The 26,582-nt window shown below is 58.7% G+C and carries 24 protein-coding genes and 1 tRNA gene; 9 read left to right on the top strand and 16 right to left on the bottom strand.

Features of this window, described 5'->3' with window-relative positions; translation table 11 throughout:
- Positions 1-258: 258 nt before the first annotated feature.
- The 3 genes from msrQ to J4721_RS10505 form a co-directional block, all read right to left on the bottom strand.
- On the bottom strand, positions 259-855 hold the full coding sequence (gene msrQ, locus J4721_RS10515; protein WP_211002500.1) for a protein-methionine-sulfoxide reductase heme-binding subunit MsrQ: 597 nt from the start codon (positions 853-855) through the stop codon (positions 259-261).
- Entirely contained in the window at positions 856-1,776 is a 921-nt protein-coding gene (gene msrP / locus J4721_RS10510; protein ID WP_211002501.1) for a protein-methionine-sulfoxide reductase catalytic subunit MsrP, read from the bottom strand.
- Positions 1,777-1,845: 69 nt separating this feature from the next.
- Entirely contained in the window at positions 1,846-3,339 is a 1,494-nt protein-coding gene (locus J4721_RS10505; protein WP_211002502.1) for an FMN-binding glutamate synthase family protein, read from the bottom strand.
- Between the two features lie 111 nt (positions 3,340-3,450).
- Between J4721_RS10505 and J4721_RS10500 the strand changes: the two genes are divergently transcribed.
- Together J4721_RS10500 and J4721_RS10495 are read left to right on the top strand one after the other, a co-directional pair.
- Entirely contained in the window at positions 3,451-3,957 is a 507-nt protein-coding gene (locus J4721_RS10500; RefSeq protein ID WP_211002503.1) for a DUF302 domain-containing protein, read from the top strand.
- 87 nt (positions 3,958-4,044) lie between these two features.
- A complete protein-coding gene (locus tag J4721_RS10495) occupies positions 4,045-4,602 on the top strand; it encodes a hypothetical protein (RefSeq protein ID WP_211002504.1) in 558 nt (185 codons plus the stop codon).
- Between the two features lie 82 nt (positions 4,603-4,684).
- Here the strand turns inward: J4721_RS10495 and clpB are convergent, their stop codons facing one another.
- Complete coding sequence (gene clpB / locus J4721_RS10490; protein ID WP_014876139.1) at positions 4,685-7,303, bottom strand: ATP-dependent chaperone ClpB; 2,619 nt, start codon at positions 7,301-7,303, stop codon at positions 4,685-4,687.
- Positions 7,304-7,628: 325 nt separating this feature from the next.
- Here clpB and pyrF point away from each other — a divergent pair, with 325 nt between their 5' ends.
- On the top strand, positions 7,629-8,360 hold the full coding sequence (gene pyrF / locus J4721_RS10485; RefSeq protein ID WP_102855562.1) for an orotidine-5'-phosphate decarboxylase: 732 nt from the start codon (positions 7,629-7,631) through the stop codon (positions 8,358-8,360).
- Between the two features lie 495 nt (positions 8,361-8,855).
- Here the strand turns inward: pyrF and J4721_RS10480 are convergent, their stop codons facing one another.
- A complete protein-coding gene (locus tag J4721_RS10480) occupies positions 8,856-9,272 on the bottom strand; it encodes an NUDIX hydrolase (protein ID WP_076617792.1) in 417 nt (138 codons plus the stop codon).
- 184 nt (positions 9,273-9,456) lie between these two features.
- On the opposite strand from J4721_RS10480, the gene J4721_RS10475 reads away from it, so the two are divergent.
- Entirely contained in the window at positions 9,457-10,737 is a 1,281-nt protein-coding gene (locus J4721_RS10475; RefSeq protein WP_211002632.1) for a DNA polymerase IV, read from the top strand.
- Positions 10,738-10,749: 12 nt separating this feature from the next.
- On the opposite strand, the gene J4721_RS10470 is transcribed toward J4721_RS10475, so the two are convergent.
- Complete coding sequence (locus tag J4721_RS10470; protein ID WP_014881331.1) at positions 10,750-11,610, bottom strand: N-formylglutamate amidohydrolase; 861 nt, start codon at positions 11,608-11,610, stop codon at positions 10,750-10,752.
- Between the two features lie 160 nt (positions 11,611-11,770).
- Between J4721_RS10470 and J4721_RS10465 the strand changes: the two genes are divergently transcribed.
- From J4721_RS10465 to J4721_RS10455, 3 genes are all read left to right on the top strand, one after another.
- Positions 11,771-11,845: transfer RNA gene (locus J4721_RS10465), tRNA-Val, on the top strand.
- A 78-nt stretch (positions 11,846-11,923) separates the two neighbouring features.
- Positions 11,924-12,049 (top strand): type B 50S ribosomal protein L36, encoded by a 126-nt coding sequence (gene ykgO / locus J4721_RS10460; RefSeq protein WP_008562923.1) that lies wholly within the window; start codon positions 11,924-11,926, stop codon positions 12,047-12,049.
- Positions 12,050-12,281: 232 nt separating this feature from the next.
- Complete coding sequence (locus J4721_RS10455; protein ID WP_014876144.1) at positions 12,282-13,298, top strand: Fe(3+) ABC transporter substrate-binding protein; 1,017 nt, start codon at positions 12,282-12,284, stop codon at positions 13,296-13,298.
- Positions 13,299-13,403: 105 nt separating this feature from the next.
- Here J4721_RS10455 and J4721_RS10450 read toward each other — a convergent pair whose 3' ends face one another.
- Positions 13,404-13,955 (bottom strand): DUF2938 domain-containing protein, encoded by a 552-nt coding sequence (locus J4721_RS10450; protein WP_231739901.1) that lies wholly within the window; start codon positions 13,953-13,955, stop codon positions 13,404-13,406.
- Positions 13,956-14,238: 283 nt separating this feature from the next.
- On the opposite strand from J4721_RS10450, the gene J4721_RS10445 reads away from it, so the two are divergent.
- The gene (locus tag J4721_RS10445) at positions 14,239-15,105 is read left to right on the top strand and encodes a GTP-binding protein (RefSeq protein ID WP_211002505.1); all 867 of its coding nucleotides are present in this window, start codon (positions 14,239-14,241) and stop codon (positions 15,103-15,105) included.
- Positions 15,106-15,124: 19 nt separating this feature from the next.
- Here J4721_RS10445 and J4721_RS10440 read toward each other — a convergent pair whose 3' ends face one another.
- The 6 genes from J4721_RS10440 to J4721_RS10415 all read right to left on the bottom strand — a co-directional run bounded on the left by J4721_RS10440 (position 15,125) and on the right by J4721_RS10415 (position 22,024).
- Positions 15,125-16,885 carry an iron ABC transporter permease gene (locus J4721_RS10440; protein WP_211002506.1) on the bottom strand — a complete coding sequence of 587 codons (1,761 nt, stop codon included), beginning with the start codon at positions 16,883-16,885 and terminating at the stop codon, positions 15,125-15,127.
- 201 nt (positions 16,886-17,086) lie between these two features.
- On the bottom strand, positions 17,087-18,304 hold the full coding sequence (locus tag J4721_RS10435) for a phenylacetate--CoA ligase family protein (RefSeq protein ID WP_014881335.1): 1,218 nt from the start codon (positions 18,302-18,304) through the stop codon (positions 17,087-17,089).
- A 14-nt stretch (positions 18,305-18,318) separates the two neighbouring features.
- Positions 18,319-19,155: an ABC transporter ATP-binding protein gene (locus tag J4721_RS10430; protein WP_014876149.1), complete on the bottom strand. Its 837-nt coding sequence runs from the start codon at positions 19,153-19,155 to the stop codon at positions 18,319-18,321.
- Between the two features lie 157 nt (positions 19,156-19,312).
- Positions 19,313-20,596 (bottom strand): ABC transporter substrate-binding protein, encoded by a 1,284-nt coding sequence (locus J4721_RS10425; protein WP_014876150.1) that lies wholly within the window; start codon positions 20,594-20,596, stop codon positions 19,313-19,315.
- Positions 20,597-20,686: 90 nt separating this feature from the next.
- Complete coding sequence (locus tag J4721_RS10420) at positions 20,687-21,763, bottom strand: branched-chain amino acid ABC transporter permease (RefSeq protein ID WP_014876151.1); 1,077 nt, start codon at positions 21,761-21,763, stop codon at positions 20,687-20,689.
- 3 nt (positions 21,764-21,766) lie between these two features.
- Positions 21,767-22,024, bottom strand: a complete 258-nt coding sequence (locus tag J4721_RS10415) for a hypothetical protein (RefSeq protein ID WP_014876152.1) — start codon at positions 22,022-22,024, stop codon at positions 21,767-21,769.
- 102 nt (positions 22,025-22,126) lie between these two features.
- Between J4721_RS10415 and J4721_RS10410 the strand changes: the two genes are divergently transcribed.
- Positions 22,127-22,471 carry an SHOCT domain-containing protein gene (locus tag J4721_RS10410; protein ID WP_102884143.1) on the top strand — a complete coding sequence of 115 codons (345 nt, stop codon included), beginning with the start codon at positions 22,127-22,129 and terminating at the stop codon, positions 22,469-22,471.
- A gap of 57 nt (positions 22,472-22,528) precedes the next feature.
- On the opposite strand, the gene J4721_RS10405 is transcribed toward J4721_RS10410, so the two are convergent.
- The 3 genes from J4721_RS10405 to J4721_RS10395 all read right to left on the bottom strand — a co-directional run bounded on the left by J4721_RS10405 (position 22,529) and on the right by J4721_RS10395 (position 26,440).
- Positions 22,529-23,515 (bottom strand): branched-chain amino acid ABC transporter permease, encoded by a 987-nt coding sequence (locus tag J4721_RS10405; RefSeq protein ID WP_014881337.1) that lies wholly within the window; start codon positions 23,513-23,515, stop codon positions 22,529-22,531.
- Between the two features lie 74 nt (positions 23,516-23,589).
- Entirely contained in the window at positions 23,590-24,399 is an 810-nt protein-coding gene (locus tag J4721_RS10400) for an ABC transporter ATP-binding protein (RefSeq protein ID WP_014881338.1), read from the bottom strand.
- A 97-nt stretch (positions 24,400-24,496) separates the two neighbouring features.
- A complete protein-coding gene (locus J4721_RS10395; protein ID WP_102859702.1) occupies positions 24,497-26,440 on the bottom strand; it encodes an AMP-binding protein in 1,944 nt (647 codons plus the stop codon).
- Between the last annotated feature and the right edge of the window lie 142 nt (positions 26,441-26,582).

The raw sequence follows: 26,582 nt of genomic DNA, 5'->3' as shown, positions 1-26,582 counted from the left end.
CGATTTTTTGGCGACTTTCGTATTAATCGTATATTTTCAATGACTTAAACGGGAATACTTTCACGCACTAATCCAGCACAGGGTCAAACCAAACAAGATTTCCCAGCAGGACCAAAGCTGCAACCGGTTCCAAACCCGAGTCAGCGTTGTTTGCGCTCACCCAAATTCGAGTCGGTAGGCGTCAAGGGCCCTCTGACGAGTCGGTGGAGGGCCTTATGATCTCTACATGAACCGCCAACAGAAGCTTCTGGCCCGGTCTCAGGCCAGCTTTGGCCACGCCACCGACGGCAGGCGGAGTGCCAACAGAAGGAGGATCGCTCCCATGTAGATCAGCGGTTCCAGCTGGAACCCCTTCGCGAGCATCACATAGTGCAGCGCTCCGAGGAAGGCTGCTGGATACGTCAGCCGATGCAGGAGGCGCCATCGCGCGCCCAACCAGCGAACTGAAATCCCGTTCGAGGTCAGCGCCAAGGGAAGCATCAACACGAAACCGGCCATGCCGATGGTGATATATGGCCGCTTCAGGATGTCCGCCAGGATCTGCCCCAGCAACTGCACATCAAGCAGCAGCCACACCAGCAGGTGGCAGCTCACATAGAAGAAGCACAATAGCCCGATGGCCCGGCGAAATCGCATCAGGTTCAACCCGAGCAGGCGGCGCAGCGGCGTAATCGCCAGAGTCGCCACCAGCAGCTGCAGAGCCAGTTCGCCATATTCATGTTCCAGCGCCTTGATTGGTTCCGCACCAAGCGCACCGGAGAACCCCTGATAGAACAGGACACCTGCCGGCAGCATCCCGCCCATATAGACCAGCCAGACCGGAACCATACGAAATAGGCTGTTGATCCGCTGCATTCAGAAGTTCTCTGCCAGATCCATATCCTGATACAGCGCGGCCACGTCTTTCTCATAGCCGTTGAACATCAAAGTCGGTTCGCGGCGGGCAAAAAGGCCGCCGCCGATACGCCGCTCGCTGGCTTGGCTCCATCGGGGATGATCCACAGTGGGGTTTACGTTGCTATAGAACCCATATTCGCGCGCATTCGCCATGTTCCAACTGGTTTGCGGCTGCTGATCCGTGAGCGTGATGCGGACAATCGACTTGATCGATTTGAAACCATATTTCCACGGGACCACCAGCCGCAGGGGCGCGCCGTTCTGATTGGGGAGCGGTTTGCCAAATATGCCAGTGGCCATGATTGTCAGCGGGTGCTGCGCCTCATCAAGGCGCAGACCCTCCCGGTAAGGCCAGTCCAGTACACTATAGGCGGTGCCAGGCATTTCCGATGGCCGAAAGAGGGTTTCAAACGCCACATATTTGGCGCCGTCCTGCACTCCGGCCAGATTAAGGAGGTCCGCCAGCTCAAATCCCTGCCAGGGCACGACCATTGACCAAGCCTCGACACAGCGGAAGCGATAGATCCGGTCCTCCAGCGTCATAGCATCCAAAATTTGCGCCATGGAATAGCTGCCCGGCCGCTCTACCAGACCGTCGATCTCGACACTCCAGGGCTCCGTCGTCATCCGACCCGCATAGGCGGCGGGATCCCCCTTACCCGTGCCAAATTCGTAGAAGTTGCAATAGGTGGTCACATCCTCCCAACTGTTGGGCTCTAGTGCCTCCTCCGTAGCGGCCCGCGCCGCCGTGCCACCCAGCCCTGCCAGACCCAGCCCCGCGGCACTGCCCAGACCAGCCATGATCTGACGGCGGTTCAGAAATGCAGCATAGGGCGTGACATCAGCGTCACTCAGGTCATTCTTCCAGCGGTGGGCCATGCGGGATCTCCTTTATGTTCGTTGCCAACGACCTAAGGCAGGTTGCGGCACAGTCCAAAACATATCCTCTCACGTCTCCGCGATGGCACTGTAACCTGGCATAAGCTCATGCATCGGTCGGCTGCGCCCATCCTCCTGCATAATCCGTACGTGACGGCGACGAAGCTGGCGGGGCTCACTCACCCCAACGGAATGAGCAATGGTTTCCACCTCATGGATGATCTCCTTGGCGTAACGGGCAACGCGGGTGGATTTTTCCTCTACAACCAATCCCTTTTGCAGGCGCTTATTATGTGTGGTGATCCCGGTGGGGCAGCTGTTGCGATTGCATTTCAGGGCCTGGATACAGCCAAGAGAGAACATGAATCCTCGCGCTGAGGTGACAAAGTCAGCCCCCGCCGCCAGCGCCCAGGCGATATCGCCCGGATTGACCAGCTTTCCCGAGGCGATCAGGCGGATGCGATCCTTGAGCCCATATTCATCGCGCAGATTACACATAAGAGGCAGTGCCTCGCGCACCGACATACCGACCAGATCAATCAGTGGCATCGGGGCCGCGCCGGTCCCGCCCTCGCCGCCATCAACCGTGATAAAATCCGGTGCGCCGTCATCCTTGCGCGCCGCAATGTGCAGAAACATCTCGCGCAGGGCGGCCTCGGCCCCGACGACCATCTTGATGCCCACCGGCTTGCCGGTCACCTCCCGGACATGTGCGATCATATCCAACAGCTCGTCGTAGTTGGCAATTTCAGGGTGCCTATTCGGCGATATACTGTCCTGACCTTCCGGGATCCCACGGATCTCGGCGATCTGTTGGGTGACCTTGGCCCCCGGCAGAATGCCCCCTTTGCCCGGTTTTGCCCCCTGCGCCAGCTTCAGCTCAAACATCCGCACGGCATCATATGAGGCCACCTTACGCAGGTGATCATCACTCAGCACGCCATTCTCATCGCGCACGCCGTATTTTGCAGTGCCGATCTGAAACACGACATCACAGCCCCCTTCCAGATGATAGGGGCTCAACCCGCCTTCGCCCGTGTTCATCCAGATACCCGCCTCTTTGGCCCCATGGCTGAGGGCACGTACCGCAGGTGCCGACAGTGCCCCATAACTCATACCGGAGATATTGAAGAAGGAAGGCGCCATATAGGGCTGGCGGGCCGTTGGCCCGATCAGGCGCGGCTCGCAGCAGGCCTTGTCATCATCCAGCGCCGGAAAGGCCGCATTCACGAAAATCGGCGTGCCGGGCACATTCAGGTTGCGGGTTGAACCGAAGGCAACCGTGTCGCCCTTACCCTCTGCGGCACGCCCGACCCATTCCCGTTGCGCACGGTTGAAGGGCATCTCCTCACGGTCCATGGCAAAGAAATACTGGCGAAAAAACTCACCCAAAGTGCTGAACAACCCGCGAAACCTGCCAATCACCGGATAGTTGCGCCGCACCGCGTCCTCTGTCTGGATCCGATCCACCACAAACAGCCCCGCTGCGATCAGTGCCAGCGCGCCCAGCGCAAAGACAAAGGCATACGCGAGGAATTCTATGGCATTTGCCGCGAAACCCATGCAAAAACTCCTATATGATAATGGAACGCGCTGCCCATCGGCCCGCCCCATACCAACTTGGCGTATTCCACAGGGCGGGCAAGTCACCTTTGATCACATTGGGAGAGGACCATGACAAAAATCACCGCAATTCGCACCACAGCTCGCCATATCGGCAGGTATATCTTCACCCTGTCAGGCGCAGCCGCTGCCATCACCGTGACAGGCCTGTCCGCCCTGGCAGAGCAATCAGCAGATACACATATGGTCAGCTACCAGACAAATTTGACCTTTGAGGATGTGACCTTCGGACTGGAGAGCGCCATCACTGACCGTGGTCTGGTGGTCGATCATGTCAGTCACGTCGGAGAGATGCTGGAACGCACCCGCGCAGATGTTGGCTCTGACGTGGTGCTGTTTGAACAAGCCGAGGTTTATTCTTTCTGCTCGGCCAGCCTGTCCCGCGAAGTGATGGAAGCCAATCCGATGAATATCACCTTCTGCCCCTATGACATATTCGTCGCGCAACGGCCGGACAGTAACTTCACAACAATCGGCTTTCGCGCCTTTCCCGAGGGCGAGATGCAACTGATCCAGACGTTGCTGAATGACATCGTTCTTGAGGCGATCGAGGAATAGAGCCGCCCAAGTCGGATTTCCCCGCTGTCTGACGTCATTGCCTTTGATAAGCTAGGGATACCGAAACACTGAGCGAGCAGCCCCTGCATGAAGTCCACCGTTGTTTCCCTGCTGCTGATTGCCACGGCGCTGGTTACAGGCTGCACGCCCCATGCCGGTGGCAGGCCAGATGAGGTCAGTCAGCTCCGTCACGCAATCGAAAACCTGAGCCCCGATGTAGATCCCGCCGAGGCTGCGCGCGCGGCGCAAATCGCCTATAGCCATGCGACGGCCTTGGCAAAAGAGTATCAGGTCACAACCTCACCCATCCTGCACAACACCCTCGTCAACAGCGGCGTCCGGCAACGGGGCCTATGCTACCACTACGCTGAGGACATGCAGGCCAGGCTGCAACGTGAAGACTTCCAGAGTCTGACAATCCTGCGGGCCATCGCGGAACCACGAAACAGCTTTCGTATTGAACACAGCAGCGCCGTCATCGCCCCCAAGGGCGCAGATATCTACGGTGGCATTGTGTTGGACCCCTGGCGCTATGGCGGCAATCTCTACTGGTCCGCCACATCCAAAGACCCCCGTTATGACTGGGAACCGCGTTTGACAGTTTTACGCCGCAGGGGCGCAACACGCGTGGTCGCCAGTAACTGAGAGCCATGCCTTAGCCAGACCGCAGACGAAAAGGCCCGCCAGATCTGGCGAGCCTTTCCTGTTCAATCGTGTCCGCACATGTTTAGTGGACAACGGCGTCGTCAGGGCGCGGGCGATCGCTGGTGCCAATACGATCCCCGATGATCAGGCCCTCAGCGCCGGCACTGACAGGCACCGTGTCCCCGTCGCGTATTTCTCCCGCCAGCAGCATCTCCGCCAATGGGTTCTGCAACACCCTCTGGATGACTCGCTTCAGCGGACGAGCACCGAACACCGGATCATACCCCTCATCTGCGAGCCATGTCTTCGCGCCATCATCCAACTCAAGCGTGATCTTGCGGCCCACAAGGCGTTTCTCCAGCCGCGCCAACTGCAACGTGACGATTCCATCCATATCCTTGCGACCCAGCCGATCAAAAATGATCGTCTCATCCAGCCGGTTCAGGAACTCTGGGCGGAAATGGGCACGCACGGCATCCATCACGTCACGCTTGGCGTCGGCAGCATCGGCCCCGTCCGGCAGCTGGCTCAGCGCCTGCGCGCCAAGGTTCGACGTCAGAATGATCAGCGTCTGCTTGAAATCGACGGTCCGCCCCTGCCCATCGGTGAGCACACCATCATCCAAGACCTGCAACAACACGTTGAAGACATCCGGATGGGCCTTTTCAACCTCATCAAAGAGAACCACCTGATAGGGTTTGCGCCGCACCGCTTCGGTCAGCACGCCTCCCTCATCATAGCCGACATAGCCCGGAGGCGCGCCGATCAGGCGAGCAACCGCGTGTTTTTCCATGAACTCCGACATATCAACACGCACCATGGCGCTGTCGTCATCAAACAGGAAATCAGCGACGGCTTTGGTCAGCTCAGTCTTACCAACGCCGGTTGGGCCTAGGAACAGGAACGATCCCAGGGGCCGATTTTCATCATTCAGGCCCGCACGGGCGCGGCGCACGGCGTTGGACACCGCGGTCACAGCCGCATCCTGACCAATCACCCGACCGTGCAGGTCAGCCTCCATCCGCAGCAGTTTCTCACGCTCCCCTTCCAACATCTTGGAGGTGGGGATACCGGTCCAGCGTTCGACCACGCCGGCGATTTGCTCGGGGCGAACGGCCTCTTCGACCATTAGTCCATTGCGTTCAGAGGCTTCCGCCTCACTCAGCTGTTTTTCCAGCCCGGGAATGACACCATAGGACAGCTCCCCCGCGCGGGCGAGGTTGCCCTCTCGTTTGGCCGCATCCAGATCGGCGCGGGCGCGGTCCAGCTGTTCCTTCAACCCACGGGCAGAGGCCAGTTTGTCCCGTTCGGACTGCCACTGCGCGGTCATTTCCGCCGATTTCTCCTGCAGCTCTGCCAGTTCTTTCTGCAGCGTCTCCAACCGGTCTTTTGATGCTGCATCATCCTCAAGCTTCAGCGCCTCTTCCTCAATCTGCATCTGCAGAATCTGCCGGTCGAGCGCATCCAGCTCTTCGGGCTTGCTGTCGACCTGCATCCGCAGGCGCGCCGCAGCCTCATCCATAAGGTCAATCGCCTTGTCCGGAAGGAACCGATCAGTGATATAGCGATGGGAGAGCGTCGCCGCAGACACCAGCGCCGCATCCGCAATACGAACACCGTGGTGCAATTCGTACTTCTCCTTGATGCCGCGGAGGATCGAAATGGTGTCCTCAACCGTCGGCTCGGTCACCATCACAGGCTGAAACCGGCGCGCCAAAGCAGCGTCTTTTTCGACATATTTTCGGTATTCGTCCAGCGTCGTGGCGCCAATACAATGCAACTCCCCCCGTGCAAGCGCAGGCTTAATCAGGTTCGCCGCATCCATCGCGCCATCCGATTTCCCCGCGCCAACTAGTGTGTGCATCTCATCGATGAACAGAATGATTTCGCCAGCGGCCTCCGTCACCTCGGTCAGAACCGCCTTAAGGCGTTCCTCGAATTCTCCGCGGTATTTGGCACCCGCGATCAACGCGCCCATATCGAGCGAAAGCAACTGCTTGTCGCGCAGAGATTCGGGAACATCGCCATTGACGATACGCAGGGCCATACCCTCGGCGATTGCAGTCTTACCAACCCCCGGCTCGCCAATCAGCACGGGATTGTTCTTGGTCCGGCGGCTCAGCACCTGCATCGCCCGGCGGATTTCCTCATCCCGGCCAATGATCGGATCAATCTTGCCGTCCCGTACCGCCTCCGTCAGATCGCGGGCGTATTTCTTCAGTGCGTCATAGCCATCTTCGGCGCTGGCACTGTCCGCCTTGCGACCCTTACGGATATCATTGACCGCCTCGTTCAACGCCTGCGCGGAGACATTGCCATCCGCCAGCGCATCCTTGGCCTTGGACTTGACCATACACAGCGCCATCAGCAGCCGCTCAACCGGCACGAAACTGTCACCGGCCTTCTCAGCAATCTTAGCCGCCTCGTCGAGCACCTTGGCGGTCTGGCCATCCAGATAGATATCAGCAGAATTGCCCTGCACCTTGGGCAGTTTGGACACCGCCAACTCCAGCGCCTGAACCACCTGTTCCGGCGTTCCACCAGCGCGAGTGATCAGATTGCTCGCCAGTCCTTGGTCGTCATCCATCAGCGCCTTCAGCAAATGCTCAGGCATCAGTCGCTGGTGATCCTCACGTCGTGCAATCGTCTGGGCCGCCTGCACAAAACCGCGCGCCCGTTCTGTGAACTTGTTCAAGTCCATCTTGCTCTCCTTATATAAGCGCCCCGTTTTGGTGGCGACGCCCGCTTTGCAGCACGTCCCGTTCAGGGCCTTCAGGTTCAATGTGGGAGATCTTACTGTCTCTTCAAGGTCAGTATGCGGCAAATATGTCACCAAATCCCTGACCCAGATCAAGAGTATGCCCCGCCTGCACTCCTAGCAGAACACTGAGGGAGCATGGCCGCCCCGTCGACCCCGCCGTTTTCCCCTTTCCCAACGGCAACACCACCACTAAAAGCAGCGCGATCCCTAAACTGCCTGCATCTCCACACTGCCCGCAAAGGCGCCCCTAAGCCGAGGAACCTCCATGTCCGCATCTTCCACCGCCAAACCCCGCCAAGAAACCACAGCTGACGACCGCCTGATCGTTGCGATGGACGTTCCCAATGCGATCGCCGGGCTGCAACTGGCCGATACGCTTGGCGATGCTGTGTCGTTCTACAAGATCGGCCTGGGCATGTTGACCGGCGGGGGGCTGGCCCTCGCCAATGAACTGAAACAGGAACGCGGCAAGCGCATCTTCCTTGACATGAAACTCTTCGACATCAGCGCCACAGTTGAGGCTGCGGTGCGCGGTCTGGCGCAGTTTGACCTCGATTTCCTCACCGTCCACGGTGATCCGCATGTTGTGCGCGCCGCCAAGGAAGGCGCCGCTGGCACCAACCTCAAAATCCTTGGCGTGACCATCCTCACCTCTCTGGACCGCGCCGATCTGGACGAGGCGCTGATCAAATCTGGGGAAATCTCTGATCTGGTACAGGAGCGCGCGGGCCTTGCGCTCACCGCTGGAGCCGATGGCGTGATCGCCAGCCCGCAGGAGGCCGCCCTGATCCGCGCCCTGCCCGAAGCATCAGGCAAGCTCATTGTCACCCCAGGCGTACGCCCCGCCGGAGCCGCCCTGGGAGATCAGAAACGCGTGGCCACCCCGGCCAGCGCGTTAGAGGCAGGTGCCGACCATATCGTAGTGGGCCGTCCGATCTGGGCCGCGGAAGCACCACGCAGCGCAGCCGAAGATATTCTGACCAGCCTGCCCCGCTGACACAGACGTTCAAGCAGGCGGCAGCCAAGCTCAGGTTTCACTTCTTCAACACTCCAAACCCGCCGACGCAGATCGCTTTGGCGGGTTTCCCTTCGCGACGGTCAGATTGACCGTTCCAGCACGGTCGATATCGAAAACTGCCTAAACATTAGGCAGAAATAAAACATTTGACTGCGCCCCATATAGGCAGGCTGCGACCCGGCCTTACGCAACGCTTACCTAGGGTCAAGTATGCGAATTGCAACAGATTTCTATATCGCCATGCTGCCAAATGCGCCTTTTTGTCCTGTGCCCACAAAAGCACACAGCCAGAGATGGAATTACATAATCCTGCGCAACAGACTATGCTGAGAGGTCAAAATGACCGACCCTGTTGAAGAGACACTCCCCTGACGGCCTTGCTCTTCCTGAGGTTCGTCACCTCCCCCGCTACAGCAGCGGGGGTTCTTTCTTTCAGGGCATCGATTTTGAACCGGGCGGCAAACGCGCACAAGCTCATGCGCCGATAGTGCCGCGATGCGATAGATAGGCCTGCAGATAATCGGCGAAATGGGGTACCGCCAGATCGTGCGCGATGTACCATTCGGGCCGGACCAGCGCCCAGCTCTGCCCCTCATCCCCCAGCCTGATGTCTCGCTCTCTCTTGGCAGGTAAATGTGCAGCAAAAAACCAGACCACACCGTTGGGCCGCGCATAGCTTCGCCGCCAGACCAGATCTGTCTCCTGTACGAGCAGCCCGACCTCCTCCTCGGTTTCGCGCAGGGCACAGGTTTCTGGTGTTTCCGCCCCTTCGCGACCGCCGCCTGGGAAATCCCAGTGGCCGGGATAGGGAATGTCCGGATAGGCGTCACGCTCAATGACCAACAGCCTGTCACCGATAAAAAGTGCCAGCTTGGCACCGTTGAATGTCATCCCTGCTCTCACCATGTCAGATCGTCTAAAGACAATTTCCGTTGCAGAGGCTACTCTATGCGCCCCTGCAGCACCATGAGATTCCCTCATTCAGCCCCTCCCGGTTTTTGCGCCCATGTCCGACCAGCATCCTATAACGTCTGATCTGACCAGACCTGAGGGTCCGGCAGGCGGCGGCCAGAACCTGCAGGTACTTTGTCGGGAATGCCTGTCCCATGGTGTGCTGAAACCGAAGAATGGCAGGACCCCGAACCCAAAGCGCTGCCCCAGCTGCCAAAGCCCGCGTATCAAAGCTCATCCTGAGCTGTTCTCGCTCTCAATCGCACATATGGATTGTGATGCATTCTACGCCAGTGTTGAAAAACGCGACAATCCAGATCTCGCCGACAAACCTGTGGTGATCGGTGGCGGGCAACGTGGCGTGGTCTCCACCGCCTGCTATGTCGCGCGCATTCGTGGTGTTCGTTCGGCCATGCCGATGTTTCAGGCGCTGAAGCTCTGCCCGGACGCGGTGGTGATCAAACCTCGCATGAACGTCTATGTCGACGTCAGCCGCCAGATCCGCGCCATGATGGATGAGCTGACCCCAGATGTTGAACCGCTATCCTTGGATGAGGCTTTCATGGATTTGTCCGGCACCCAGCGCCTGCATGGCGCGCCGCCTGCGGTGATGCTGGCGCGGCTGGTCAAACGCATGAAAGATGAACTGGGTGTGACCGGATCCATCGGGCTGTCGCACAATAAGTTCCTGGCCAAGGTCGCGTCAGATCTGGACAAACCCCGCGGATTTTCGGTGATTGGCGCGGCTGAAACCTCTGAGTTCCTGAAGGACAAACCGGTGCGCCTGATCTGGGGCATTGGCCCCGCCGCGCAGGCCTCGCTCGACAAGGCCGGGATTCGCAGCTTCTCCGATCTTCTCAGATGGGATCGGACTGATCTTAATGCTCGCTTCGGTTCGATGGGAGAGCGGCTCTGGCATCTCGCGCGTGGCCAGGACCGGCGCCGCGTATCCTCCAATGCGCCCATCAAATCCATCTCGAATGAGACCACCTTCTTTGAGGATACGGCCAGTCTTGAGGTGCTTGACGGACATCTGTGGCGGCTGGCCGAAAAGGTCTCCGACCGTGCCAAAGCGCGGCAGCTGGCCGGACGGGTGGTGACGCTGAAGCTGAAACGCGCAAATCACAGCAGCCTCACCCGGCGGCAATCCCTGCGCGACGCCACCCAAATCGCGGATACCGTCTATCGCACCGCCCGTGCCCTGTTGGATCAAGTTGGCGACGAAGGTCCCTACCGGCTGCTTGGCTGCGGCATTTCCGATTTGGTCCCGGAAACCCAAGCTGATATCACCGGTGATTTGCTCGACCCTCAGGCAGGTCAGCGCGCCAAGGCCGAACGTGCGACAGATGCTATCCGCGAACGCTTTGGTAAATCCGCCATCCAGAAAGGCCGCGCTCTTCGGTAACAGGGGCTGCGCTTACTCCGCTGCCAGAGGCACCGGATCACAATTCAGCTGCGACAGTTCAGCGATCACATCGGTCAGCACCATTTGCAGCGCGGCAAAATCGGCGGTTTTCTCAATGCGCGCCTCATTCATATAGAGGCTACGATCAATTTCGACCTGCACCGCATGTTGCGCACGCGACGGGCGGCCATAGGTCTGCGTGATATAGGCCCCTGCAAAGGGGGTATTACGCGCCACACGCAGCCCGGCGCCGACAAACGCCGCTTCGACCCGGTCCATGACCTCGGAGGAGGCGGCAGCACCGAACCGGTCCCCAAGCACAACATCAGGCAGCCCAGCCCCCCTCCGCCCGGCAGCAGATATCGCCTCATGCGGCATTGAATGGCAATCAATCAGCACCGCCTGTCCAAACCCGATCCGCGCCTGATCCAGAAGCTGCTGCAATGCGGCATGATATGGTCGCCAATAGGACTCGATTCGCCGCCTCGCTTCGCACTGGCTTAGCTTTCCATGGTAGATCGCCCGCCCATGGGCCACCACCCGTGGTACAACTCCCAGCCCCGAAGCCACCCTCGGGTTCTGCCCGCGTTTAATGACACCCTCGATCAGCGCCGGGTCCAGTTCTTCGGTTGATCTGTTGAGATCGACATAGGCGCGTGGCGCCCGCGCGGTCAGCAGGGGCATTCCGAATCGCGGCGCGGCTGCGAACAGCTCGTCAACAAAGGCGTCTTCCGAACTGCGCAGCTGCAAAGGATCAAGAATCGTCTGCGCCAGAAACGCTGCGCTGTAGTCCGATCCGCTGTGCGGTGAGGCAAAAACAACCCCGGACCGCAATTCCTGTGGCATTTCCACCAAATATACTGTGTCAGACATGCAGGCTCCGGCCGCTCAGATACAAGAAACAGCATAGACCGGAAATTTCTGCGGTCAAAAGCTCTTGCACCCCTCTCCGACTCATTTTATAGACCCCCTCACCGGCGCGGTCATCCGCGCCCCTTTCAATTTGGGGCCGGCCGAAAGCGTAGGTATTTATGGGCGATTAGCTCAGTGGTAGAGCACTTCGTTGACATCGAAGGGGTCACAAGTTCGAACCTTGTATCGCCCACCATGAATTCATTGCTCTGGTCTAAGGATCGGAGCCCCGCAACCCAGGCGCTGGTTCGCGCCGCAGAACAGGAGATAGGCCATGAAGGTCAAGAACTCGCTCCGCTCGCTCAAGAACCGGCACCGTGATTGCCGCGTTGTGCGTCGCAAGGGCCGTGTCTATGTGATCAACAAGACCCAGCGCCGCTTTAAAGCACGCCAGGGCTGATTGCCAGACGCAGCTTAGCTGATTTGAAAACCGCATCTTCGGATGCGGTTTTTTCATTTTATACCCTCCCACATCGCGCCCTACGGCCAAGTCGCCGAGGCAGGCGCCTTTTTCCGATTATTTTTGTCGGTTTTTCTTTGCATTTTTGCTGAAACTCTTTATCTGAGCAAATCAGTCGGGTTCGACGCCTCTGGCCAAGACCCCCGAGTGTTTTGAATAGATGGGATGTACCATGCTGAAATCGACCACCATTCTTGCAGGCGCCTTGGTCGCCGCCGTCGCAACATCTGCCGCTGCTGAGGGTGAGCTGAACCTCTACTCCTCGCGCCACTATGATACCGACGAGCGTCTCTACTCCGATTTTGAAGAGGCCACCGGCATCACCATCAACCGCATCGAAGGCAAAGCCGACGAGCTGATCGCCCGGATGAGCGCAGAGGGTGCAAACTCCCCTGCTGACATTCTGCTGACAGTCGACACCTCTCGCCTTGCCCGCGCCAAGAACGAAGGTCTGCTGCAAGCCATCGACAGCGACACGCTGGAAGCCCGCGTTCCGGGCTACCTGCAGGATGCAGACAACCAATGGTTCGGCTTCTCGCAGCGCGCACGTATCATATTCTTTGACAAGGCAGATGTCGCAACCCCGCCGAAGACATATCTCGACCTCGCCGATCCGGCTTACAAAGGTCAGGTCTGCATCCGGTCGTCGACCAACACCTACAACCAGACCCTGCTGGCCTCGATCGTCACGCACCACGGTGAAGAGGCCGCAACCGATTGGGCCAAAGGCGTTGTCGCCAATATGGCGCGCGCACCGCAGGGGGGTGATACCGACCAGCTGCGCGGCATTGTCTCTGGCGAATGCGAAATCGCGGTTGGCAACAGCTACTACTTTGCCCGCTCCATCCGTAAAGACGTAAAAGGTCTATCGGCAGACCGTGACATGATCGGTTGGGTTTTCCCTGCGCAGGACGCAGAAGGCGCGCATATGAACCTCTCCGGCGGTGGTGTGGCAGTGAACGCCCCCAACAAAGACAATGCCGTGAAGTTCCTAGAATACCTCGCCTCCGATCAGGCACAGCAGTATTTCTCGGCTGGCAATGACGAATACCCTGCGGTTCCCGGCGTTGCTCTGGCACCCAGCATCGCCGCACTCGGTCACTTCAAGCCGGATGATGTTCAGCTGTCCGACGTGGCAAAGAACATCCCCACCGCCCAGAAGATCTTCAATCAGGTGGGCTGGGAATAATCCCTACCGCGTGATGACCGGCGCAAATGCGCCACTGATCTAGAGGCAAAGGCGCAGGAGGATTTCCTGCGCCCTTGTTGTTCTGAACGCCGGACAGCAACCCAGCTACTCAGCAGGCGAAATCTGATCCTCAGATCCGAGCCGCCCCTTGGGTGCCAGACGGGACAGACCATACGCCACCACGTAAAGCCCCAAACCGAATGAGAAATGCGACATCAGGCTCTTTAGTCGCGCGGCATCCGGATTGGGTTTATTTGCCGCCATGATGCCCGCCCCCAGTGCTGGTTGCAGGATGAAGAACGGTGCAACCACCGTCACCAGGCCAAAAAGGATCGGTACAACCGGCCCCGGCTGCAGCAGCTGACGCTGCCCGCCAACCGCAACGAATAACGCGGCGAAGATCACGCCAACTATGTAATGTGCAGTCCAGCCAAGTGCGCCTTCATTCGCCACCGGTGCAGCTTTGCGGATACTGTCGTGGGTGAACACCCCCTCAGGCATATGGCCAAGCCATCGTCCAACCACGGCAAAATTGCTCTGCGGGACGCCAAACAATGTATCAGCGGCAATCGCCCATAGATCCATAAACGCCGTCGCCCCCAGCCCCAGTAGGACAATGCGGAGAATCAGTTCATTGCGGTTTAACACGGCTTTCATCCCTTTTTCACAATTCCAGTGTCCCTGGAGCCGAGCCCCCGGGTTGCCGTGATTTTAGGTCCTCCCTACCGCTTCCCGCCAATTGCATTGTCTGAGGTGCTCCCCCAGAAAAGCGGATACGCCATGAATTAAACGAGCATGTTGCCGCCAGTACCGGCTTGACCTGACGTCGCGCTGAGGGTGGACGGACCGGGAAAGACCACCTATAGCTGCAGCCCGTATTCAGCGATGCAGAGCGGGGACAAGCCATGCGTGACCACATCATCCCATCGGGACACACCCGATGAAGCGTATCCCGGTCACCATCATCAGCGGTTATCTCGGCGCCGGAAAAACCACCCTGATCAATCGACTTCTGAGCGAGGATCATGGATTGCGCCTAACGGTTCTGGTCAATGACTTTGGTCGCATCAACATCGACGAAAGTCTTCTTCAGGATGCCAACGCGCAGACCATCGCGCTCAGTAACGGCTGCGTCTGCTGCACATTAGGGGAGGATCTGACTGCCGCTCTGCACCGTATTCTCGCAGAGGAGAACCACCCGGATCACATCGTGATCGAAGCCAGCGGCCTCTCCGATCCGGTCGCCATCGCTAATACCGTGGTGAACGAAGCTCAGCTGTCCTACGGCGGTATCATCACCGTTACAGATGGCGAAAACCTCTCGGATCTCCTTGGCGATGATCTCTTGCGCGATCAGGTAAGCCAGCAGATCCGGGCCGCAGATCTGGTGCTGATAAGCAAATGTGACACCCTGTCGAACGCTGTCATGGAGCAACTGAACGCGCTTGGCGCCCGCACCCCAACGCTCCTGGAAAACGCTCCCCTAGCAGACCTGCTGTTTGACGTGCTGCCGTTGCCTGTCGGCAGAACCGGCGCGAAATCCGCCCATCATTCCTATGCCACCTGGCACCATCGTAGCAATGAACCCATGGACCGCTGCCGCTTGGGCGACAAACTGGCGAACCGGCCCGATGGCCTCTACCGGATGAAGGGCTTTGTGCTGACGAACGGCGGCGGTTATGAGCTGCATGTGGTTGGCCGACAGGTCTCCGCCAAACGCTGCGAGGCGGAAGAAACCATACTTGTTGCACTTGGCCCCGCGGCCCGGATCTCCCGCGAAGACATAGAGGATTGGTGGCACAGCTAAGCCGCCAAAGGGCGCATACTTAACTGCGCCGCCCCACCTGTCGACAGATCAGGATCACTGGCAACAGGCCAACCAGCATGATCACCAGCGAGGGCACCGCCGCGCCTTCCAGCCGCTCGTCCGATGCAAGGCGATAGGCATGAACCGCCAGCGTATCGTAATTGAAGGGGCGCATGATCAGCGTTGCAGGCAGCTCCTTCATCACATCGACAAAGACAATCAGCAAAGCGGTCATCAGGCTGGGCGTCAGGATCGGCAGATGCACCCGACGCAGCATGCCCAGCGGGCTTTGCCCCAGTGACCGCGCGGCGGCGTCCATATTGGCGTGCACCGTGGATTGCCCGCCCTCATAAGCCCCCAAGGCCGCTGCCAGAAAGCGCACCATATAGGCAGCCACCAGCAGCCAGATCGATCCGGTAATCAGCAGACCGGTCCGGATCTCGAAATTCGCCTGCATCCAAGCATCCAATGTGTTGTCAAAGGCTGCGAAGGGCACCATCAACCCAACCGCGATCACTCCGCCCGGCACCGCATAGCCCAGCCGCGAGACATGCCCCGCCAGCGCTGAGGGCCGACCCGGCCGCAGGCGCTGGTAAAACCCAAGGCAAACTGCCGCGACCACCGTCAGGAGCGCAGCCGTCATCGCCAGCGTGAGCGAGTTCTGCAAGAATCCCAGGTAGCGTTTGCTGAACAGGTTCTGCTCCGACTCCATCCCCATCTGTGCCAGAATCACAACCGGCAACAGAAACCCCAAGAGGACCGGCAAGACACAGAGACCAAACGCCAGAGCCGCCTTGAAACCGTGCAAATCCACCGGCGGCATCTTGGCCTGGTGCTTACCCGCGTGATGATAGCGTGCCCGTCCGCGTGTGGCCCGTTCCGCGACTGCCAAGGTCAGGGCAAACCCAAGCAGACATAGCGCCAGCTGCGCCGCGCCAGCCCTGTCCGCCAGAGAAAACCAGCTGGTATAGATCCCGGTGGCAAAGGTCTGCACACCGAAATAACTCACGGTCCCGAAGTCAGCGATGGTCTCCATGACAGCCAACAGAACACCGGACGCAATCGCGGGGCGCGCCATGGGCAGGCTGACCCGCCAGAATGCCTGCAGAGAGGTGTTGCCAAGCGCACGCGCCGCTAAAAAGGCTCCCGCGCTTTGCTGCAGGAACGCGGCCCGCGCCAGCAGGTAAACATAGGGGTAAAGCACCAGTACCAGCATCACCGCTGCCCCTCCGACGGAGCGGATCTCCGGGAACCAATAGTCGCGCGGCCCCCAGCCAGTCACCTGTCGCAATGTCGTCTGCACAACACCGGGATGATCCAGCACGAAGGTATAGGCATAGGCCAACACATAGGCTGGGAAGGCCAGCGGCAGGATCAGCACGACCTCCATCACCCGTACGCCTGGAAAACGGGTCATCGTCACCAGCCAGGCCGCACCCACACCGACCATTCCGGTACCTAGCGCCACCAGCAAGACCAGTACCAATGTGGTGCCGACATACCCCGGCAATACCGTGTCCATCAGGTGCCGGATCGTCTCTGTCCCACCTGTCAGCGCCGCAAGGGAGACCGCCAGCATTGGCAACAGACACGCCAGGGCCACCACCCAACCGACAGTGGCAAACAGCGCACCGCCGGGTTTTTTCCGCCGCCCCCGACGGCCGCTCGGACCTGTCATGGATGGCACCGCACCTGCGGAGGCCGTATCACTAACGGCCGATGCATCGGCGGCTCGTGCTGCCTCTGCTGCTACGGGTGAAATGGATGTGATCTTTGGCATGAACGCAGGACTACCTCAGTGCAGCCCTCTATTTCGATCATTTTCGTCGGAAATGCCAGCAACAATGCCAAAGCGCAGCCATTCGCCGCGCCCGCATACTTCAAAAAAGCGTGGCGAAACAAAAACTGGCGCAACCGGAGGGAGGAACCCGGTTGCGCCAGATATACCCTGATCGGGTGGTACCCCCAACAGGACAGGGGATCAGTCGTAGCTGCGCTGGTCCTCGATCACCAAACCATCCTTAGGCAGGACACCGGGTGCGACCACTTCCACGCGGCCTTTCAGCTTCAGCACCTCCACCACAGAACGGGAAAAAGCGATTTCATCGCCGTTCTGCGCTTCGATCTGAACGGTCATCGCATCCATTTCGCCGTCCCGGCTGGCAATAACGCGCGCCTTGATGATCTCATCGTGCTTGTCGACCAGTGCCGCAACCTGTTCAGGGCGCACAAACATGCCCTTGATCTTGGTGGTTTGATCCGCGCGCCCCATCCAGCCCTTGATCCGCATATTGGTGCGACCGCAGGGGGAGTCACCCGGCAACACGGCGCTGAGATCCCCGGTGGCAAACCGGACAAGCGGATAGTCCGGGTTCAGCGTGGTCACCACGACCTCGCCGACCTCACCTGCGGCCACCGGGGTGCCGGTCCCGGGGGTGACAATCTCGACGATGACCTGTTCATCGACGATCATCCCCTCCATAGCCGCACTCTCATAGGCAATATTGCCCAGATCCGCCGTCGCATAAGATTGAAGACAGGTGATACCACGATCCGCATATTCCTGACGCAAGGAGGGGAACAGCGCCCCGCCACCCACAGCCGCCTTGGTAAAGCCCAGCTGCACACCCATGGCATCGGCCTTGTCCAAGATCACCTTCAGGTAGTCAGGGGTGCCGGCGTAAGCAGTCGCGCCCACATCACGCGCCGCAGTGACCTGCAATTCGGTCTGACCGGTACCCGCGGGCAGCACAGCGGCACCAACCGCGCGCGCACCATTCTCAAAGATCATACCTGCGGGCGTCAGGTGATAGCCAAAGCAGTTTTGCACCACATCGCCGGGGCCAATACCCGCCGCATGAAGGAACCGCCCCATACGCCACCAGTCATGATCCACCCCGCCCGGTTCGTAGATCGGACCGGGTGACTGGAAGATATGAGCAAAACCGCTGGCAGGCTTCACCGTGAACCCACCAAACGGTGGATGTGCAGCCTGTGCCTTGCCCAAATCAGATTTGCGCAGAACCGGCAGAGCCGCCAGATCCGCAACGGAGGTAATAGACGCGGCATCAACATCCCGCAAGCTGTCGCCATAACCAGGCGCGGCCAAGGCACGGGCAATCTGCTGCGGCAGTTGTTCCGCCAAGTCAGAGGCACGGGCGTCTGCACTGCGAGTCTCAAGGCTGTCAAAATTTGTCATGTCAGCACCCCGCCTCAGCTCAACCACCGCTTCCGGCGGCGATAGGATCGCACATCCCGGAAACTCTTGCGCCCGTCGTCGGACATACCAAGGTAGAATTCTTTCACATCCGGATTCTCGCGCAGTTCAGCAGCCGGGCCATCCATCACCACACGACCGGATTCCAGAATGTAGCCGTAGTGGGAATAGCGCAGCGCCACATTGGTGTTTTGCTCAGCCAGAAGGAAGGTCACCCCTTCGTTTTCATTGATTGATTTCACGATCTCAAAGATCTGTTCCACCAGCTGGGGCGCCAGCCCCATTGATGGCTCGTCCAGCAGGATCGTCTCCGGGCGGCTCATCAAAGCGCGGCCCATGGCAACCATCTGCTGCTCACCACCCGAGGTATAGCCCGCCTGGCTTCGGCGGCGCTCCTTCAAACGTGGGAAGTAGCTATAGACCATCTCCAGATCGCGCTGGATGTTCGCATTGCCATCGCTGCGCGTATAGGCGCCGGTCAGCAGGTTTTCCTCAACGGTCAGATGTTCAAAACAGTGACGGCCTTCCATCACCTGAATAACACCTTTTTTGACCAGTTCGGCAGGGTCCCGGTCCTGAATGCGCTCACCGCGATAGCTGATCGACCCTTTGGTGACCTCGCCCCGCTCGGAGTGCAGCAGGTTTGAAACCGCCTTGAGTGTTGTCGTCTTGCCCGCGCCATTGCCGCCCAGCAGCGCGGTGATCCCACCCTTCGGGACCTTCAGGCTGACGCCCTTCAAAACGAGGATCACGTGGTTGTAGATCACTTCGATGTTGTTGACCTCAAGCAGGGTCTCTGCCTGAACATCGGTGGTTTTGGCTGTATCCAGCATCTGTTGTTGTCCTCACGCGGTCCTGACCCGATCGCCCTGTTCCGGGTCTGTCAGTGGGTGCGGCCCTCACGCGCCGCACCGGGTGATATGCGCGCCGGCAGCGACGCGGTTCGGCAGATCCGCCCCCGACCGAAAGCCGGGGACAGACCAAACTGCGTTACTTGCAGCCCGCCTCGATATTGTTTTCCTTGGCATAGGCCATGGAATCTTCCTCGATCAGCGGCTGGATCACATCACGATCGCTGGGTGCGAAATCGCTGATCAGGTTCCAGGTTTTGGCCGAGGCATCCCACTGGGTCATGCCAACCAGACCGGGGCCACCGTGGTTTTCACAGGAGACGTTGAAGGACGGACCGAAATACGGCATCCCCAGCGCAGACATGCGCGCTTCCGGCATCTCCAAGGCTTCCATACCATCGCGCATCATCGCAGGCGTGATGTCATTGGTGCCATGGATTTCCTGGGCGGTTTTTGCCGCTTCAACAGCCAGCATCGCTGCATACATGCCGCGGTTATAAAGCACATTGCCGATCTGATCGCCGGCACCAGCCGCCAGCCCTTTGTCCACAACATGTGTCTGAATATCCGCAAATACAGGGAAGTCACGCCCCACACCGTGGAAGGTCACAGCCTTGTATCCATTGGCCTTATCACCCGCAGCCATCACATCGTGCTCAGCACCGGACCACCACACGCCGATGAAATTCTCCATCGGATAGCGAGTATTGGCGGCTTCCTGAATGGCGACCTGATTCATCACGCCCCAGCCCCACATGATCACGAAATCCGGACGGTCGCGACGGATCTGCAACCACTGGGATTTCTGCTCCTGACCAGGGTGGTCGACGGGCAATGTCGACAGCGTGAAGCCGTGTTTCTTCGACAGCTCCTCCAGCGTCCGGATCGGCTCCTTGCCGTAGGCGGAGTTGTGGAACAGCAGCGAGATCTTCTTGCCGTTCAGATCACCGCCGTTTTCTTCCAGCAGATAGTTGATGATCCCAGACGCACCATCCCAGTAGTTGGCAGGGTAGTTGAAAACATTGCTGAACACTTCACCATTTGCCGCCGAGGTGCGGCCATAGCCCATTGTGTGCAGCGGAATGCCATCTGCGGTCACTTTCGGGATCAACTGATAGGTGATGCCGGTGGACAGCGGCTGATAGACCAGCGCGCCTTCGCCCTTGGTCGACTCATAGCATTCCACACCTTTCTCGGTGTTGTAGCCGGTCTCACACTCGATGACCTTTGCCTTCACGCCATTGATGCCGCCATCGCGTTCGTTGACCAGCGTGAAGTAATCCGCATAGCCATCCGCAAAAGGGATACCGCCAGCCGCATAGGGGCCGGTACGATAACTCAGCGACGGGAACACCAGGTCCGCCATGGCAGGGCCAGCGGCCATCACGGCGCCCAGCGCCAGAGTTGTCAGTTTCATTTTCATCGGGTCTCATCCTCCCTTGAATTGTCCGATGTGGGTCACAGCGGGGGTTGATCTTGTTATTGCCCCGCAGTCTTGCTTGGCCGGCCCCACTTAGTGCGGGAAAGGCCAGAGTCTCAGTTTTTCCTTGGCGACGCGCCACAGCTGCGCGATGCCATGCGGCTCCGCGATCAGGAAGATCACGATCAGCGCACCGACAATCACCAGCTGGATATGGGCCACGATATCAGTGGGCCAGCCCAGCACATCCACGCCTACGACCTTCAGTACGACCGGCAGCAGCACCAGGAACGCCGCCCCGGCAAAGGAGCCGAAGATCGACCCCAAGCCACCGATGATCACCATGAACAGCACCAGGAACGATTTATTGATACCAAAGGCTTCGCCAACTTCGACTGCGCCAAGATAGACGGAAAAGAACAGTGCGCCGGAAACCCCGATGAAGAAACCAGACACCCCAAAGGCCGAAAGCTTCGCCTTTAGCGGGTTCACCCCGATGATCTCCGCCGCAATGTCCATGTCACGGATCGCCATCCAGCTGCGGCCTACGGTCCCGCGGGTCAGGTTGCGGGCAACCAATGCGCAGAAGGCAAGGAAAATCAGGCTGAACATATATGTGGCCCAGGCCGGTGCATTGGGGCCGGTGATGATAATGCCGAACACATCCCGCTCCGGCGCGCTGATCTGACCCGAGGCGGAATAGTTGTAGAACCACGGCACCCGGTTGAAGAGCCAGACCAGAAAAAACTGCGCTGCCAGCGTTGCCACGGCAAGGTAGAACCCCTTGATCCTGAGCGATGGCAGACCAAACCCGATGCACACCAGCGCCGTGATACCACCGGCGAGCAACACGTGAATGAACATGCTCATTTCCGGGAACGCCGTCATCAGCTTGTAGCAGGCATAGGCTCCCACAGCCATGAAACCACCAGTCCCCAAGGACACCTGACCGCAGTACCCGACCAAAATATTCAGGCCAATTGCGGCAATCGAATAGATCAGAAACGGCAGCAGGATCGCATTGGCCCAGTAGTCATTTACGACGAAAGGCACCACCAGGAATGCCAGCGCCAGCACCACGTAGTAGCGGATCCGGTCAAACTTGATCGGGAAGGTCTGGCTGTCATCTTGGTAGGAGGTTTTGAAATCTCCGGCTTCACGATAGAACATGACTCAGATGCTCCCTTCTTGCTGCGCGCGGTTTCTCTGACCCGCGTCGAGTTGATTTGTCTTGCTTGCGTAACCACTTAGCTCGGCCACACGGGCCAGACGCAAATAGGCAAGGATGCCAGTGATCAGCCCCGCCGCCGCCAACAGCGATGCCGTGACCATCTGCGCCTCCGAAAACCCCTCGGCAGTCAGCGCCAGGTAGCCAAAGGCCCAGAACCCGGCCCATGCGATCACATTGACGATGGCAATCAGCTTGGTCATCTGACCCCTCCGACGTTAACCATTTCTTCGGATTTCCGGCTTTCGCCACATTTCGCCCAATTCTCTGTGCCATCTTTTGCGTGGGAAAAGTGAGTGGGAACGATGAGTGCAATATTGCAGGAAATCCGGCAGCTAGAGGCTGCCCGGGACAGGGGAGACATATCCCCTGAGGACTTTACAAAGGCGAAGAACCGGCTGCTAAGCACAGTCGAAGACGCGACTGTGTTACCGCAGGCCAATCGCCAGCCAGCCCCGCGCACCGCAGCGCGGCAATCGGGGACCGCGGCCTCTACGGCCTGGGGCATGCTGCTTCTGGCGCTATGCGCCGCTGCTGTCATGACGGTGCTTGTCGGCCAGTTGGTCGGGGACATCACTATCGCCTTCACACTGGTGGTCACCATCTTTGCCGCCATCGTCATCGCCGCCTTCCGACGCTTGGAAGGCTGAACAGAACGGCATGGCGCGGCCATATTCCGGTGGCGCCATGCAGACGTGATAACAGCCTCAGACCCGTTCAATGATCTTCTCCCCGAACAGACCTTGCGGGCGGAACACCAGGAACAGCAGCGCCAGCACATAGGCAAACCAGTTCTCCGTCGCGCCCCCAACCATCGGGCCAATCATGAATTCGAACAGTTTTTCGCCGACGCCAATGATCAGGCCGCCTACAATGGCTCCAGGGATCGAGGTGAAGCCGCCCAGCATCAAGACTGGCAGGGCCTTTAGCGCGATCAGCGACAGTGAAAACTGCACGCCGGATTTGGTGCCCCACATGATCCCGGCGACCAGTGCAACAAAGCCCGCAACCGACCAGACCAGCACCCAGATAAAGTTCAGCGAGATACCAACCGACAGTGCCGCCTGATGGTCATCGGCCACCGCCCGCATCGCACGGCCCTGTTTGGTATATTGCGCAAAGGCAACCAGCCCCATCACCAGCAGCGCGGCAATAACCGTCGCCACAATGTCGAGGTTGTCGATGAAGAACCCGTAGTCAAAGATCTGATAGGTGGTCTCATCGATCCACAGGTTGATCCCCTGCGGCAGGCCGACATCCAGCGCTTTGATCTCTGACCCCCACATCAGATCCGCCACCCCTTCAAGGAAATAGGCAAGTCCGATGGTGGCCATGAACAGAATGATCGGCTCCTGCCCGACCAGGTGACGCATCACGAAATGCTGCACCATCCAGGCCAGCAGCACCATCACGCCCACTGTCATGACAATTGCGACAAAGGACGGGACGGTCCAGCCAAAGTGGGTGATATGCCCACCGAAGATCGCATTGATCACATGGGAGAACGGCACCTGACCGTTCATGATCCCCACCAGCGTCATCGCGGCAAACAGGGCCATAACACCCTGCGCATAGTTAAAGATGCCCGAGGCCTTGTAGATCAGGACAAAGCCCAGCGCGACCAGCGCATAGAGCACCCCTGCCATCAGGCCGTTCAGCGTGACTTCCATCGCAAAGACGAGTTGTTCAGGCATCCCGCTCTCCTCCTGCAAGTTTCATCAAAGAAGCTTGCCAAAAATTTCCGAAATTCATTCCACAGCCCAGATGATCAGTCATGGCTGACCCCCAAGTAGGCATCAATCACGTCCTGATTGTTGCGCACTTCGTCCGGTGTGCCGTCGCCAATCTTCTTGCCGTAGTCCATAACGACAACACGATCAGACAGGTCCATCACAACGCCCATGTCATGTTCGATCAGCGCGATGGTGGTGCCGAATTCGTCATTCACATCAAGGATAAAGCGGGACATGTCCTCTTTTTCCTCAACGTTCATACCCGCCATCGGTTCATCCAGCAGCAACAACTTTGGCTCGGCGGCCAGGGCACGCGCCAGCTCAACCCGTTTTTTCAAACCGTAAGGCAGACGCGCAACCGGCGTCTTGCGGATTGCCTGAATCTCGAGAAAATCGATGATCCGTTCCACCGCTTCGCGGTTTTCGGTTTCTTCCGCCTCCGCCTTGCCGCGCCAGATCGCCTGCTGAAAGATATTGGTCTTCATGAAATTGAGGCGCCCGGTCATCACATTGTCGAGCACACTCATCCCGTCGAACAACGCGATATTCTGGAACGTGCGTGCGATGCCCTGACGGGCCACCTCATAGGGGCGCATCTGTGGGCGGGGCTTACCACGAAACAGCACCTCGCCTTCCTGCGGGACATAAAACCCTGAGATCACGTTCAGCATTGAGGATTTGCCCGCGCCGTTGGGGCCGATGATGGCCCGGATCTCGCCTTCGCGAATGTCAAAGGAGATATCCTTGATCGCAACCACGCCGCCAAAGCGCAGAGTGATGTTTTTCATCTCCATCACCACGCCGCCGATCTTGCGCCCGTCCTCGGTGATATAGCCGTCTTCCATATCCTTCACGACACCGCGCCTTTCGCATTGTTGTTTTGTTGTCTATGGCTAAGCGCCGCTGCCGATCGTGTTGATGCGGTTCTTGTCATCAAATGTCTCATTCCGCGGCCACCGCGTGTGTGGTAACCGGCACGACCTTGGCATCGATGATATCCAGCGTGGCGCTTATCTCGCCCTTGCGTCCATCCTCATACGTCACTTCCGTACGTGTCGAAATCTGCGAGGAGCCATCGTAAAGCGCTGTGATAATATCGGAATACTTATCCTCGACAATCACACGGCGCACTTTGCGGGTCCGGGTCATCTCGCCATCATCGGCGTCCAGCTCTTTGTGCAGCACAACGAAGCGGTGCACCTGACAACCCGAAAGCATGACATCCTGCGCCACCGACTCGTTGACGGTTTCGACATGTTCCCGAATGGATTGCAGCACCTTCGGATGACCCGCCAACTCCTGATAGGACGCATAGGCAATGTTGTTCCGCTCCGCCCAATTGCCCACCGCCGTCAGGTCAATATTGATAAAGGCAACACAGCGGTCCCGGCCATTACCGAACAGCACAACCTCCAGAATATCCGGATAGAACTTCAGCTTGTTCTCAACATATTTGGGCGCAAACATCGCCCCGTCCGCCATTTTGCCAACGTCCTTGGCTCGGTCGATGATCCGCAGATGGCCGCTGTCTTCTTCAAAGAAACCTGCGTCACCCGTTGCGACCCAACCTTCGGCATCCTTGGTCGAGGCCGTGGATTCCGGGTTGTTGTAATATTCGACGAAGGTTCCCGGCGAGCGGTAGAAAATCTCACCATTGTCGGCGATCTTGATCTCTACATCGGGGGCCGGAACACCCACGGTATCAGCGCGCACCTCACCATCGGGCTGCACGGTGATGAACACCGTCGCTTCGGTCTGGCCGTAGAGCTGTTTGAGGTTGATCCCAAGACTGCGATAGAAATCAAAAATCTCCGGCCCGATCGCCTCACCGGCGGTGTAGCCAACGCGAATGCGGCCATAGCCCAGCGTATCCTTCAGCGGACCGTAGACCAGCAGATCACCCAGTTTGTACTTCAACCGGTCCATCAATCCGACCGGGCGACCATCCAGGATGTCACCACCCACCTTTTTCGCATGTGCCAAGAAGTGGTGGAACATCTTGCGCTTCAGCGTGCTCGCGTCTTCCATACGGATCATAACGCTGGTCAGCTGACCTTCGAAAACACGCGGCGGTGCGAAGAAATAAGTTGGCCCGATTTCGCGCAGGTCCGTCATCATGGTGTCGGCGCTCTCTGGGCAGTTCACACAGAAGCCACACCAATAGGCCTGCCCAACCGAGAAGATGAAATCACCAACCCAGGCCATCGGCAGATAGGACAGGATATTTTCACCTGCCGTCAGCTTGTCAAACTCCGCAGAGTTCTTAGCGCTTTCGATCACATTGCGATTGGACAGAACAACGCCTTTGGGCTTGCCCGTGGTGCCAGACGTATAAAGCATCACGCAGGTGCTGTCGTAGGTCAGCTTGGCCTTGCGGGCTTCCAGATCAGGCGTCCATTCGTCGCGCGCCGCGCGGCCCTGATCCTGAACATGCGCATATTCATGCAGCGCATGGTGGTCATATTTGCGCATGCCGCGCGGATCCAGATAGATGATCTGCTCCAGATTGCTCAGCTCTTCCTGAACCTCAATGACCTTATCGACCTGTTCCTGGTCACCCGCGATCACAAACCGCGCACCGCAGTGGCCCAGCACATAGGCCATCTCTTCCGCCACCGCGTCCTGATAGAGCGGCACCGGCACCGCGCCCACCGATTGCGCCGCAACCATCGCCCAATAGAGCGATGGACGGTTGCGCCCGATGATAGCTATGAAATCTCCCTCGTTAACCCCGAGGTTGATCAACCCAAGCGCAAGCGCCTCGATTTCCTTCTGGGTTTCGGACCAGGTCCAGCATTGCCAAATGCCGAATTCCTTTTCCCGATAGGCTTGGCGGTCGCCAATCTGCGCCGCATTGCGTTCAAGCAGCGCCGGCAGGGACATCATCCCTGCGGCACCCGACTGCGTCTGAGCCACGTTCTTTCTCCTCCCCTTTCCGACCCATGCGGCCGGACTGATCGCTACCCGCGATTCTGATCCCGATTAGGGACGGCCTCATGCTAAGGCGTCAACTTTTTCCTGATGTTTT

The sequence above is a fragment of the Phaeobacter sp. HS011 genome (assembly GCF_018101215.1).
GTDB lineage: Bacteria > Pseudomonadota > Alphaproteobacteria > Rhodobacterales > Rhodobacteraceae > Phaeobacter > Phaeobacter inhibens.
Note: the sequence above shows the minus strand (reverse complement) of the source record. Positions and strands in the feature narration are given on the sequence as shown.